The organism is Roseburia zhanii (genome assembly GCF_014287635.1).
Lineage (GTDB): Bacteria > Bacillota > Clostridia > Lachnospirales > Lachnospiraceae > Roseburia_B > Roseburia_B zhanii.
On record NZ_JACOPH010000001.1, the window covers coordinates 467,848 to 482,628 of the forward strand.

11 protein-coding genes are annotated in these 14,781 nt (G+C 40.6%); all 11 read left to right on the forward strand.

Going from position 1 to position 14,781, the window contains the following annotated elements:
* Positions 1-40 precede the first annotated feature (40 nt).
* The gene (locus tag H8S17_RS02120) at positions 41-691 is read left to right on the forward strand and encodes an HAD family hydrolase (protein ID WP_330595594.1); all 651 of its coding nucleotides are present in this window, start codon (positions 41-43) and stop codon (positions 689-691) included.
* A gap of 69 nt (positions 692-760) precedes the next feature.
* Entirely contained in the window at positions 761-1,816 is a 1,056-nt protein-coding gene (locus tag H8S17_RS02125; RefSeq protein ID WP_186866025.1) for an aldose epimerase family protein, read from the forward strand.
* On the forward strand, positions 1,813-2,982 hold the full coding sequence (locus tag H8S17_RS02130) for a CapA family protein (RefSeq protein ID WP_186866026.1): 1,170 nt from the start codon (positions 1,813-1,815) through the stop codon (positions 2,980-2,982). The genes H8S17_RS02125 and H8S17_RS02130 overlap by 4 nt, the downstream gene beginning before the upstream one ends.
* A 344-nt stretch (positions 2,983-3,326) precedes the next feature.
* Entirely contained in the window at positions 3,327-5,045 is a 1,719-nt protein-coding gene (locus tag H8S17_RS02135) for a HAMP domain-containing methyl-accepting chemotaxis protein (protein WP_186866027.1), read from the forward strand.
* A gap of 46 nt (positions 5,046-5,091) precedes the next feature.
* Positions 5,092-6,783 (forward strand): EAL domain-containing protein, encoded by a 1,692-nt coding sequence (locus H8S17_RS02140; protein ID WP_186866028.1) that lies wholly within the window; start codon positions 5,092-5,094, stop codon positions 6,781-6,783.
* A gap of 80 nt (positions 6,784-6,863) precedes the next feature.
* Positions 6,864-7,931, forward strand: coding sequence for a GGDEF domain-containing protein (locus tag H8S17_RS02145; RefSeq protein ID WP_186866029.1), 1,068 nt, complete (start codon positions 6,864-6,866; stop codon positions 7,929-7,931).
* Between the two features lie 142 nt (positions 7,932-8,073).
* Positions 8,074-9,900 (forward strand): S8 family peptidase, encoded by a 1,827-nt coding sequence (locus tag H8S17_RS02150; RefSeq protein ID WP_186866030.1) that lies wholly within the window; start codon positions 8,074-8,076, stop codon positions 9,898-9,900.
* A 236-nt stretch (positions 9,901-10,136) separates the two neighbouring features.
* Positions 10,137-12,131: a methyl-accepting chemotaxis protein gene (locus H8S17_RS02155; protein WP_186866031.1), complete on the forward strand. Its 1,995-nt coding sequence runs from the start codon at positions 10,137-10,139 to the stop codon at positions 12,129-12,131.
* A gap of 37 nt (positions 12,132-12,168) precedes the next feature.
* Positions 12,169-13,146, forward strand: a complete 978-nt coding sequence (locus H8S17_RS02160; protein ID WP_186866032.1) for a substrate-binding domain-containing protein — start codon at positions 12,169-12,171, stop codon at positions 13,144-13,146.
* A gap of 32 nt (positions 13,147-13,178) precedes the next feature.
* Entirely contained in the window at positions 13,179-13,853 is a 675-nt protein-coding gene (locus tag H8S17_RS02165; RefSeq protein ID WP_186866033.1) for a response regulator transcription factor, read from the forward strand.
* 7 nt (positions 13,854-13,860) lie between these two features.
* Positions 13,861-14,754, forward strand: coding sequence for an ATP-binding protein (locus H8S17_RS02170; RefSeq protein WP_243237935.1), 894 nt, complete (start codon positions 13,861-13,863; stop codon positions 14,752-14,754).
* Positions 14,755-14,781: the final 27 nt, after the last annotated feature.

Genomic DNA, 14,781 nt, shown 5'->3' on the forward strand with positions numbered 1-14,781 from the left:
CAGATAGTTACGAAAATCATAAAAGTAAAGAGGAGTTTGCGTGAAAAGAGGAATTATTTTCGATATGGACGGTACTCTGTGGGATTCCGCAGAAAATGTTGCTAAATCTTGGGATACAGTTGTACAAAGAGAAGCAAATGGACTGCGGAGAATCACGACGCTTGATATCCAGCAGGTCATGGGACATACGATGACAGAGATCGCAGCAATGCTGTTTCCGATGCTTTCTGAAAAAGAGGCGGCAGGTCTGATGGATCAATGCTGTAAAGAGGAAAATGATTATCTTCGTACCCATGGAGGTGTGCTTTATCCGAACTTAGAAAATACACTTCAGATCTTATCTGAACAGTATCCACTTTATATCGTAAGTAACTGTCAGAAGGGTTATATAGAAGCATTTTTAGATTATTATAAGTTTGGAAAATATTTCTTAGATACCGAATGTTTTGGAAATAACCAGATGGATAAAGCATATAATATCGATCTTATCGTCCGACGCAATTATTTAGAACATGCAGTATACGTTGGGGATATCCAGGGCGATTATGATTCAAGTATGCGTGCAGGAGTAGAGTTTATCCATGCATCGTATGGCTTTGGAAGTATTAACCGCAGTGTACCTTATATCAGGGAATTTTCGGAACTGCCACATGCAGTATCGAAGATCTTTGGTGATGGGAATTTTTCCTGAGTGGGAAATGATCCGGCTTTCGATGGAATCCGGATCGTTATACAATCAAATAAAAAGGAGATAGGGAAAATGTTAAGAGAGAGCTTTGGAACCGATAACAAAGGAAATGCTGTAGAAGCAGTCACACTTACAAATGCAAATGATACACAGGTAAAAGTCAGTACTTTTGGTGCAACGATCGTATCATTTATTTTTACAGACAAAGCAGGGGTAAAAAGAGATGTTGTATTAGGCTATGATAATGCCGAAGGATATGCATCACATGAAGGTTATTTCGGAGCAACCGTAGGACGCTCTGCAGGACGTATTGAAGGTGCAAGGATCATCATTGACGGTGTGGAATATACGTTAGATAAGAATGATGGCAATAACAATTTACATAGCGGGAAAAGTGGTGTCAGTGATAAAATCTTTACGATCGATCAGATGGACGATGATAAGAACAGTGTTACGATGAAATATGTCAGTGCAGATGATGCACAGGATTTTCCGGGCACAATGACAATGAAAATAATATTTACATTGACAGCAGATGATGCACTCCACATTGATTATGAAGCAGTTTCTGACAAAGATACCGTAGCTAATTTTACAAACCACAGTTACTTTAATTTAGCAGGACATGACGGTGGTTATGTAGGCAGCCAGAAATTAAAGATTTATGCAGATCAGTTCGCACCGATCCGTCCGGTAACTTCCATTCCGACAGGAGAACTCTGGGCAGTCGATGGTACACCATTTGACTTTAAAGAGTTTAAAGAGATCGGCAAAGATATTGATGCAGATTATGAGCAGTTACAGAATGCAAAAGGATATGACCACTGCTACAAACTTCCGGATAATGGAAATGTAGAACTGTTTGCAGAGGCAGTTTGTGATGATACAGGGATTCATATGTATGCATATACAGATGCTCCGGGCGTACTTCTTTATACCGGTAATTACATTGATGAGAGAACAGGCAAAGGTGGTGCAGTTTATCATTCACGCCATGCATTCTGCTTAGAAACACAGTATTTCCCAAATGCGGTCAATGAACCGGCATTTAAGTCACCGATTTTAAAAGCAAATGATGTATATAAGACAACAACTGTATACAGACTTGCATTAGATTCAGGGCTATGAGAAGAAGAAAAATATGGATATCGCTGCTTGCGGCCGCATTGACCGGAGCAGCTTTACTTACAGGTCTGCTGTATCTTGAACATAAAGATACAGCAGATTTTGCAGATAAAAAACCGTCTGCACAGGATAAAACGGAATCTTTTACACGTGGGTCTGTGGGATCAGAAACAGAAGTGGAAGATACGGCACAAAATGATGTGGTACAGGACACAGATCAGAGTGATCCTGATACAGAAGAAACGAAAAACATTACCGAACTTATTTTCGCCGGAGATGTGTGTCTTAGTGGATATGTGACAGCAAATTATGACAAAGCGGGGATAAGTGGTGTATTAGATGATGGTCTGCTTTTAACCATGCAGCAGGCAGACATCTGTATGGTAAATGAGGAATTCCCGTTTGGAACCGGAGGAACGCAGGCAGAGGATAAGCAGTATACATTCCGCACAGATCCTTCGTATAGCAGCATCTTTACGGATATAGGTATCGATATTGTCACACTTGCTAATAATCATGTATTAGATTACGGACAGGAAGTGTTAAGACAGACATTTCAGACATTAGATGAAAAGGGGATTCTCTATGCAGGGGCAGGCGAGAGCGTGGAAGAAGCAAGTGCACTCCGCACCATAGAAGCCAATGGAGAAACGTATGGATTTCTTGCTGCATCGAGAGTCATTCCGGTAACAAGCTGGAATGTGGAAAATTCCCAGCCGGGTGTATTTACGACATATGATAAAACAGCTCTTGTCCATGCAATCGAAAGGGCTAAAGATAACTGCGATTTTCTGACCGTCTATGTGCACTGGGGAATTGAGCGGAACACGATGCCGGAAGATTACCAGATCGAATTGGCACATGCCTATATTGACGCAGGTGCAGACCTTGTGATCGGTGCACATCCGCATGTATTGCAGGGAATTGAAGAATATCAGGGAAAAATGATCTTTTACAGCCTTGGTAATTTTATTTTTAACCAGAGCATAGAAAAGACAATGTTAGTCAAGGTGACAAAAGAAAACGGACAGATCCGATATTCCATACTTCCTGCATTTGCCGCAGGAGCAAAGACACAGCCATATACAGATACCGAGAGTTTTTACCGGTACTTAGAAAGTATCTCTTTTGGGATATCTGTAACAGATGGGGTTGTGGGTGTAAAATAAGGGCATGGAAGGGGATGTGATGCCGGAGACAGACTTGTATGAAAAAATTAATAGTTACAGTTCACAGGTATCCCTGCGAATTGCAACTTCGCAGCCCCATTTAAATTTTGCTGCGCAAAAGGGGGGCTGCTCACGCCCGAATCATGGTCATACGCACCTAAACAGCAAGGTGTTTAGGTGCTGTCTGAACAGTAACAATTAATATCAATAATTAAGATAATATTACTTTTTTCTACTAGATTTTCTAAATAAATTATGCTATTTTATAATGGATTATGGGATGCTCGCTGCTATTGACAGTGGTAAAGATCAAAAAATACATAAGGATAAGAAAGGAAAGCGATATGGAAAAGATTAAAAAGCAGATAGCAAACTTAAAAGTTGCAGGAAAATTAAAAGTATATCGAATGACAGTGCTTGTTATGACATTATTTTTAATGTTGGTGGCACTGATCTCAACATTAGTGATCCGTTCAAATATAGAGAAGATCACAGAAGTCTGGTCTCCGTCATTGGAATATCTCCAGGAATTAGAAACAATGACCGCGAAATACAGGATCAAACAGTATCAGCATCTTGTAGAATCAGATGCAGAAGCCATGGCTTCCTGTGAAGAAGAAATTAACGATCTCGAGAGCCAGATCAAGGATACGGTTGAGAAATTAAATAAAATAATCACTGCAGACAAGGAAGCACAAAAAGGAAGAGATGATTATGAAATAGCAAACTCTGCATGGGAAGGATACAGGACTGCTTCAGATGAAATATTGCAATTAAGCCGCGATAACAAGCAGCAGGAAGCAGCGAAGCTGATGATTGGAGAGGCGTATAAAAATTATACGTCTTTTGCTGAGAAATTAACGGCATTGCGTGATGAGTTCCAGGTGGAACTTGATCAGGCAAAGACGATGGCTAAGGTGTGCACTATAATCATTTTTATAGTGATCGTGGCTGTTGGCATTGCGATTGTTGTAGTGACAACAATGATTGGAAAAATCATTACAAATTCCATTACAGAGCCGGTAGAACAAATAGAAAAAGCAGTTGCCAGTCTGCGAAAAGGGGAACTGTCTAACGTAGAAATGCTTACTTATGAGTCTGAGGATGAGTTTGGTGATACTATCAAAAATCTGAAAGAAGCCATGACTATTCTGGCAGATTATGTCCGTGAGATCTCAGCGGAGGTAAAAGCAATAGCACAGGGTGACCTGACAAAAAATGGTGATGACATTACAGATTTTCTGGGCGATTTCTCGGAATTGAAGTCATCACTGCTGTATATCCTGAAGCGCTTTAACAGTACACTGACAGAGATCAGTAATCTTGCAGAACAGGTATCATCGAATGCATCGGAAGTGGAAAATGCATCGAAATCCCTCGCAGATGGTGCAACAGAACAGGCAGGAGTCATTCAGGAATTGAATGCCACAATAGACACCGTTGTGGATCTTGCTGCTGATACAGCGAAAGAAACACAAAGTGCATCCCAACGCGTAAAATCCTCTGCAAATAGAGCGAACGAAGAAAAACAGAAAATGAATGAATTATTGAAGGAGATGGAGCATATTACAGAAATTTCCAAAGAAATCGGCAATATTATCACAGATATTGAGGATATTGCTTCTCAGACAAACCTTTTATCCCTGAATGCTTCGATTGAAGCAGCCAGAGCAGGGGAAGCAGGAAGAGGCTTTGCGGTGGTTGCCGACCAGATCGGAAAACTTGCATCAGATAGTGCAAGATCAGCTGTAAATACGAGAGAACTGATCGATAAGACATTAGTGGAAATTGAAAAAGGGAATACGATCACAAGAAGAACAGCAGACTCATTCAATCAGATCATTGCAGATATGGAGTCTTTTGCGGAACTTGCACAGAACACTATGGAGAAAGCCGATTCCCAGGCAGAGTCATTAGAACAGATCGGGCAGGGAATTGAACAGCTGTCCGGTGTAGTACAGGGAACAGCAGCATCCTCAGAAGAGAATACGGCAATCAGTATTAATCTGGCAGAAGGGGCTGCCAAAATGCATGACCGCACAAATATATTTAAGTTATTCTAGAAAATAGCAGGAATAAAGTGAGGATGTCAGAAAGAAGGTTCTTGTTGTGATTAATGAAATAGTAAAAGTGTTTGGAGATCGGACAGCAGAAATCTTATTTGAGATCATTACGGAATGCATGGATGATTATCTGTATATATTTGATCTGCAGAATAATACCTTTGAGATTTCACAGTCAGCGGTGAAGCGGTTTAATATATCGAGTAATGTCCTGACAGATGCCACAAATGAAGTAATGAAAGTAGTATATGAAGAAGACCGCAGGATGCTTACAAAGCATCTTGCGGATGTATGCGCAGGAAAAGAAAAAGTACATAATCTTCATTATCGATGGATTGATAAAGAGGGTATGCCGGTATGGATCAATTGTCGTGGTATTGTGATTGAGGATACAGAAGGGAATGCGGAGTATCTGATCGGATGTCTGAATGAGACCGGAAACAAGAGAAGGGCGGATAATGTCACAGGACTGCTTGGAGGCCCGGAATTTCTTGCTTATCTGCAATCGCAAAGAGAACCCATTACCAAAGGTTTTTTTATGCATATAGGAATTGATGATTTCGGAGTGATCAATGGTTCCCAGGGTGCAGATTATGGTAATTATATTTTAAAAAGCGTAGCTGACTGCATGAAGGAATGCCTTTCCGATAAGCAGAGGATTTATCATTTGGTAGCAGATCAATATGTGATCGTGGATTTAGAAGCTTCTTTACAGGAAGAAGCTGCAAAACTGAAAAGTAAGATTACCGATAGACTCCATGATTTTATCGTATCTGAACATTATGAAGCCGTATTTTCCATTTCTGTCGGTGTTGTAGATGCAACAACATTTTGTGAAGGCGTCGAGGAGTGCCGCAAAAAATTTGAGTTTGTTTTGAAACAGGCGAAAAGTATGGGTAAAAATGGATTCTATATTTTTGCCCAGGATGACTATGAAGCCTTTTTGCGGAAAGGAAGAATTGTAGCAGCACTTCGTAATGCCATTGTAAACAATTATAACGGCTTTGAAGTAAACTATCAGCCGATCGTGGATTGCCAGTCAGAACAAATTATTGGCGCAGAGGCACTGATGCGTTTTTCCATGATGTCTGATGAAGGGCGGGAGGTTATTTCACCGGTAGAATTTATTCCATTATTGGAAGAAAGCGGATTGATGATTCCTGCAGGAAGATATATTTTGAACGAAGCGGCAGAAATGTGCAGTGAAATGCAGCAATATATTCAGGATTTCAGGATGAATATAAATGTTTCCTATGTTCAGATTCTGCAGGGAAATGTTGAGCGTGATATCATGGATGCGATCCAAAAGTACGCTTTAAAGCCGGAATGTATATGCGTTGAAATGACAGAAAGCGGATATATGGATATGACACCATCGTTCTGTAAATTCCGGAAAACATTAGATAAGAACAGGATTTCTTTTGTGATCGATGATTTTGGCACAGGATATTCAAATCTTCATTGTATTCGTGATATGAATCCGAGTTATGTCAAAATGGATAGGGATTTTACTGCTAAGGCGATGAACAGTGCCAGAGATTATGAATTATATAAAAATATCATTCCGATGGTTCATGGTATTAACGTCAGGATATGCACAGAAGGCATCGAAGAAAAGGAATGGTGTCTGAAGATGAAAGAGTTGAAAGTTGATTATTTACAAGGATATTTTTTGGGCAGACCATGTGGAAAAGAACGTTTTCTGCAGCAATATGCAAAAGGTATCAATGTTAAGTAAAGCATGTAAGGCAGGATCGGCTATGTGGTTCTGCCTTAATTGTTTACAGTTATCAGGAACAGAGCATTATTGGGAGGAACATGATAAGCAGAGAAGTACAGTCAGATAGGAAAAATAAAAATATAATAGGCATGATACAAAGCTGTCTCATATTGATACTGATCGTTCTTATTATTTGTATGATGATACAGATTAACAGGTTACAGGGGACAGCGCGTGTACTAAATTATGCAGGTCTGGTGCGTGGAGCTACACAGCGTGAGGTAAAATTAGAAATTACAGGAGAACAGAATGAAGAATTGATAAAATATCTGGATGATATTCTGAGCGGATTAAGATATCAGGATGGACATTATGATCTGGTAAAACTACATGACAAGGAATATCAGGATAAATTACAGATCCAGAGTGATTATTGGGAAAAAATAAAATCAGAGATCGGAGAAGTAAGAAGTAAGGGTTACCAGAATACAGATATTGTAAATATGAGTGAAATTTATTTTAAGATGGCAGATGAAACTGTATTTGCAGCGGAAAATTACTCTGAAAAGATTGCTATAAAGATCCGTACAATAGAGATACTGTCAGTATTTGACATGTTGTGTCTGATAATTTTGATCATTATGCAGACGCTGGAGGCAATGAAGATGTCAATAAAAAATAAGCAGTTAGAACAGAAGGCATATACGGATGCTCATACCGGATTGCCTAATAAAGGTATCTGCGAGATGCTTCTTAAGGAGCAGGAAACAATAAATGAACCTACAGCCTGCATAATGTTTGATCTGAATAATCTAAAGACTGTGAATGATACAATGGGACATTCGGCAGGAGACCGTTTGATCATGGATTTTGCAAAGCTTTTACACAGTGTAATTCCGGAAAAAGATTTTGTTGGAAGATATGGTGGAGATGAGTTTATGGCAGTTATTTATCATACAAGCAAAACGGAAATTGAGGAATTATTAAAAAACTTGCGCAGAGAAAAAGACAGATTAAATAGTAAGAAAGAGCAAATACCGATCGACTATGCATACGGATGGGCATTTTCCGTCGGAGATAGTGCGCATACCATGCAGACGTTATTGGATCAGGCAGATTCTAATATGTATGAAAATAAACAATTATGCAAGGATCATAAATTGTGACCACCTTATAAGACGGAATGTTTTTCGTTTCCAAAAGACGGCCGCACTTTACTGTAAGGATTGCTGGCTTAATATGCCGGGTTTTAGATATAAGAATTAAGACCATGGCATATACTCATAAAAAACAGATATGAGATGTCAGATGCATAATGCAAAAATAGAGAATCTATTTAATCTTGCGCTTGATGCAACTCCTGCAGAAAGGGAGCAGTCATTAAACTTAGGGACAGGATATTTTCCACTGGAACAGTCATGGGAAGTGATCGTAAGGTTTGTTGGAAATGGATTGCAACAGGTGGCAGGATTATTAGTCATGCAGGGATATGCGGCATATATTCATAAGATCACAGAACTGGATAATTCCTATGCCATCTTAAGACTGCCGGAAAGCATGATAAAAGTAGTTGCAGATTTAGATGAGATCATTTATATGGAAAAACCAAAGAGGCTCTTTTTCGCTGTAGATACAGCAAAAAGAGCTTCTTGTATTACTGCGGTACAGACGGCAGATCAGGTGGGAGCTGGACTTCATTTAAGTGGGAGGGGGTGTATTGTGGCAGTCATTGACAGCGGCATTGATTATACACACCCTGATTTTTGTAAGGAAGATGGCACAACGAGAATAGCTGCACTCTGGGATCAGACATTAGATGCGGCAGTTTTAAATGAAGCAAAAACAGAGCAGAATGAACAGATCACATATGCACCACCGGAAGGTTTTTCTGATGGAGTCTTATTTACAGAAGAAATGATCGATCTGGCATTGTCGGCATCTGGCCGTATGCAGCAGGAGAAAATCGTTCCAAGCCGCGATACTTCCGGTCATGGAACCCATGTCACAGGGATCGCAGCAGGAAATGGCAGGGCATCCATGGGAAGATACCGCGGGGTGGCATATGAAGCTGAACTTCTGATCGTAAAATTAGGAACACCGGAAGAAACGTCTTTTCCAAAGACAACAGAACTGATGAAAGCAGTTGATTTTTGCATTCGTTTTGCAGAAGCACAGAAAAAACCGGTGGCGGTCAATCTGAGTTTTGGAAATAATTATGGTTCGCACAGCGGTACAAGTCTGGTCGAAACATTTTTAAATGATATGGCGAACCATCACCAATGCAGTATCATTACAGGAACCGGAAATGAGGGGGCAGGCATTTCCCATTATCAGGATCAGATTAAAAGTGGGGAAGTGCAGCAGATCGAATTTGCCGTAAGCAGTTATGAAACGAAACTGAACCTACAGTTGTGGAAACAATATCAGGATGAAATACAGATAGAATTGTTTCTACCCGATGGCAGGAGCAGTGGAGTAATCTTTGGACAGGGAACCGTGCGGATCGAATTTGCAGAAATGGAGCTGCTCATTTTTTATGGGGAACCGGTGCCGTATAGTATGTATCAGGAAATTTATATGGATTTTATACCGGGGGAAGATTATCTGCCTTCCGGTATCTATACGATACGTCTGACAGCCGGCAGTATCGCAGAGGGTATCTATGATCTGTGGCTGCCGTCCGGCGGTGTACTGAATCAGGGAACCGGATTTTTATATCCATCTGAGATACGGACGCTTACGATCCCGTCAACTGCGGCAAAGCTGATCAGCGTAGCGGCTTATGATTCAGATACAGACAGTGTGGCAGCATTTTCAGGCAGAGGTTATACAGCATGGACGAATCAGGTCAAGCCTGATCTTGCCGCACCGGGAGTCCGTATTATGTCAGCTTCTGTAAATGGCGGCTATACGGTAAGAAGCGGAACGTCCATGGCAGCACCGTTTGTGACAGGGAGTGCGGCGCTTTTGATGGAGTGGGGGATCGTGCAGAGGAATGATCTGTTTTTGTATGGGGAGAAAGTAAAGGCGTATCTGATCAAGGGTGCGAAAAGACTGCCGGCGTTAAGGGAGTATCCGAATCCGCAGGTGGGGTGGGGAGTGCTGTGTATAGCACAAAGTATCCCTCAGGAGTGAAAAAACAAATGGGGAAGTAAGTAAAGAATACATTTTTTACCAGACTCGGAACATAGGGTGGGGATTGTTGGATATATAGGAAAGCATTTGCCAACCACCAAATTTTCGACCATTTTATAAAATATTTTTGTACTGCTCTTTTTTACATGAAACACTGTGATTTTGCACAATAATGTGGTAAAATAGCAATATGTTTAGTTAATTTACACAAAATAAGAAAAAAGGGGTGATCTTTTATGGAGCATCAGAAAAAGAAGCAAAAGACATTTTCTATCAAGGCGAAGATCATCGGTGCAACAGTACCGGTCGTTGCAGTTTTGATCATGATTATGATCCTGTTGTCGTATACGATTTCCAGCAAAATCATATCAACAAATGCAGCAAGCCTGCTAGAATCGTCGATCAGTTATCAGTCAGAGAGTATCGCAGGGTGGTTAAGTGAGAATTTAGCAGCGTTTTCCGCAGCAAAGCAGGCAATCGAACAGACACATGCACAGGGGGATGATCTGCAGACACTGTTAGATGCCTATTATAATTACAATGCGAATTATCCAAACGGACTATATGTGGCAGATGAAAATGGAAACGTGATAAAAGCCAGTGAATCCGAACAGTCCTTTGGTGATGTAAAAAATGCAACATGGTACAAGGAGGGACTTTCCCGTGTCAATATGAAATACGGAAGTGCCTATAAGAGTGAGGATGGTACGAACCAGGTCAGTGCGTCAGCAATTTTAAATGATGGTTCTGATAAGATCCGTGTGATCTCTGCCGATGTATCCTTACAGCGTATCGCAGTTATCGTCAATTCCTTTGTAAAAATGGATGATGCAGCAGCATTTTTGGTAGATACGAATGATGGAACGATCTTGGCACACAGGGATAGTTCTTTGGTGTCTACAAAGTTAGATACGTCCAATCAGGATGCTTATTTAGCAGCAGTTGCAGCCAAAATAGCAGATGGAGATTATACTACATGCGAACTGCATGGCAATCTGACCGGATTTGAAACTGTTTCCGGTACAAGCTGGGTACTCGTATCCTACATACCGGATGCAATCATTTATACAGATGTCAACAGCCTGCGTATGAAGATGATCGTGATCGCACTGGTGGCATTATTACTTCTTGTGGTAGTCATTGAAAGAATCGTACATTTAGTTGTCAAACCGGTACACAGCCTGACAAAGACGATCACAACTATGGCAGATGGGGATTTTACTGTCGATGTGAAAGTAAATGGAAGTGATGAGATCGGACGGATGGGACGAAGCGTCAGTCATTTCTTAGAGTCGATCAGAGGTATGCTCTATGATATACAGGATATCTCTGAAAAAGTATCGAGTCAGTCCGATGTGACGAATAAATTGTCTGTGAATATGTATGATTCTGCAACCGTGCAGGCAGAATCCATGCATGAGCTGAATAATACAGTTGAAGAACTGTCGAATTCCATCACAGAAATCGCAGAAAATGCGACGACTCTTGCAATGGTCGTAGCGGATACCAAAGATACCAGTGTGCAGGTAGAAGAACATATGCGGCAGACAGTCAAGGTTTCTGAAAAAGGAAAAGAAGATATGCATCGTGTAGATGAGGCAATGCAGAATATCAGTTCTTCCATCCAGAAGCTGGATACAGCGATCGATAAAGTAGGTACTGCATCAGACGAGATCCAGAAGATCGTAGCAGTGATCGGAGATATCGCAGACGAAACGAACCTTCTTTCCTTAAATGCTTCGATCGAAGCGGCAAGAGCAGGTGAAGCAGGCAAAGGATTTGCAGTTGTTGCATTAGAAATCGGTAAACTGGCACAGACAAGTACAGAATCAGTAGAAAATATCGTAAAACTGATCGATGAAGTGACACATTTAGTACAGGAAACTGTACAGCAGGCAGCCGAGAGCATGAAGAATATTGATGAGAGCAGCAATATGATCAATACTGCATTACAGACATTCGATGAGATCTTTACGGACATCCAGAAGACCGAGAATCTGATCGGCAATATGATGGAGAAAGTCAATGAAGTAGATTCTGTTGCTACGAATGTTGCGGCAATCTCCGAAGAACAGGCAGCAAGTACGCAGGAGATTCAGGTAACAGCAGAAAATATGGTAACACAGGCAGGCAAGATCGCAGATAACAGCAGCAGTGTAATGGATGATGCCGAAGATCTGTCAGAGAAAGCAGACAGCTTAAAAGAACATATTGAACGTTTTAAGATTTGATATAAAGAGAAAATCGCTTAGGAATGAGGTGTGATCTATGAAAAAAATAGCAATAGGAATCGTTTCTCTTCTTTTTTGTATCGGAATGCTGACCGGCTGTGGAAACAGTGCCGGCAGCAGTGAAGATGCAGCAGGAGTGAAGATGTATCTGACGATATCGTCTGCTGATACATTCCGCCAGACGATCATTGATGCAGCAGATAAATGTGCAAAAGATGCAGGAGCTGAATTAACCGTTAAGGATGCAGAAGGTTCACTAGAGAGCCAGCTTGCACATATTAAAGAAGCAGTAGATGGTGGTTATGATGTGATCTTATGCAATCCGGTTGATACAGATACTGCATTACAGTTACAGCTGGCAGCCGGTGACCTGCCGATCGTCTTTTTCAACTCCTGCCCGTCAGATGACCGGTTAGAAGCTGGAAAATATGTATTTGTAGGTTCTAATGAAGCAGAAGCAGGCGGATATCAGGCAGAATATATTTTAGATAAATATAAGGATCAGGACGAGATCAATGTAGCCATATTAAAAGGTGAGAAAACCCATTCTGCAACAGTAGGCAGAACAAATTCCTTAAAAAAGGCATTAAATGCATCGGGTAAAAAGATCAATTATGTATTTGAAGATTATGCAAACTGGTCAACCGATACAGCAAAGCAGTATTTTGAATTACTGCTAAAGACAGGCCAGAGAGTAGATGCGGTAGCCTGCAATAATGATGATATGGCATTAGGAATCGTAGAAGCATGTGAGGAAAATAACATTTCCTTTGATTCCCTTCCGATCATCGGTGTAGATGCAACAGAAAAAGGATGCCAGTCCGTTGCAGACGGCAAGATGGCATTTACGATCTATCAGTCAGGTGCAGGACAGGGAGAATATCTGATCAAGGCAGCAGCCAGATTGGCGAAAGGACAGTCCCTAGAAGGTATGGAATATCTTTCAGAAGATCAGAAATATGTCTGGGTGCCATTTGAAAAAGTAGACAAGAGCAACGTTTCACAGTATCAGTAAAGGACCAGACATACAGCAGATGGAGAATGACCGTGTCAAACGTATATATTGTTGAAGACGATCCTGTTATTGCAGGAGCAGTCGCAGACCACCTTGCTACATGGCAGATGCAGAGCAGGTGTGCAAAGGATTTTGAACATATTTTAGAAGAAGTGGAAGAATACCAGCCGGATATCATCTTGTTAGATATCAAACTTCCATATTATAATGGGTTTTACTGGTGCATGGAGATCAGAAAAACTTCAAAAGTACCGATCATATTCATATCTTCAGCAGATGATAATATGAATATCGTCATGGCAATGAATATCGGAGCAGATGATTTTATATCCAAACCTTTTGACTTGCAGGTTCTGACTGCAAAGATTCAGGCAGTACTTAGAAGAAGCTATGGTACTGCACTTTCGATACATAAGTTAGAATGTGGAAAAGTAGAGTTGAATTTAGATACGACGACTGCCAGTGTCGATGGCAGTCAGATGGAACTTACCAAAAACGAATTTTTGATCCTAAAAACACTGATGGAACATGCCGGAAGTGTTGTCAGCCGTGAAACAATTATGGAACGTCTGTGGGGCAATGATGAATTTGTGGATGATAATACACTGACTGTCAATATGACACGAATCCGCAGAAAAATGGAGGCGGCAGGCGTGAAAGATTTTATTGTGACGAAAAGAGGGTTAGGCTATATTGTCGGAGAATAGAAGTTTTTTGAAAGAACATGGTGCATATCTGGTCACATTTCCGCTTTTTGCAGGAATTGTACTTGCAATTACAACAATTTATGATATCAGTATGGAATGTGCTTTTTATGTGATTGCTTTTTATATGATCTGTGTGACAGGTGCATATTTAGCAGCTTACCGGTTTTATAAAAAGCAGCAAGAGGAAAAAGAAACAGAAGTGACGATTGATAAGTCAGAAGATTGGGAAAAGTATCAGGAGAGTGCAGATTTTTTCGCACTCTGGGCACATCAGATCAAGACACCGATTGCCGCTTTAAATGTATTGCTTCAGGAACCGGAAGTGAATACTGCCGGGTGCAGACAGGAGCTTTTTAAGATTGAAAGCTATGTGGAAATGGCACTAGGATATACACGTTTTGAAAATATGAGCAATGACCTTGTATTAGAATCATATCACTTAGAAGAAATCGTCAGAAACGTTGTAAAAAAATATGCGGTCAGTTTTATCTATAAGCATATTGCGATTCAGTTAGATCATTTAGATTATAAGATACTGACAGATGATAAATGGTTTTCTTTTGTACTAGAACAGCTTCTTTCTAATGCATTAAAATATACGATGCAGGGAGAAATCCATATCTATGCAAGGGAAGACAAAAATGGATTGCAGGTGGTCATCAGTGATACGGGTATCGGGATCAAGCGTGAAGACCTCCCACGTTTATTTGAACGTGGTTTTACAGGATACAATGGCAGGATGGATAAGAAAGCCAGTGGGTTAGGACTGTATCTGTGCAAAGGAATCTGTAATAAGTTAGGACATCAGATTTTTATAGAATCCGAAGTCGGTAAAGGAACACAGGTTATCATACAGATGCAGTATGAAAAATTAAATCATACAGACCTTACAAAAATGTAAGATAAGAAAGAGGAAATGTAAGCTGAT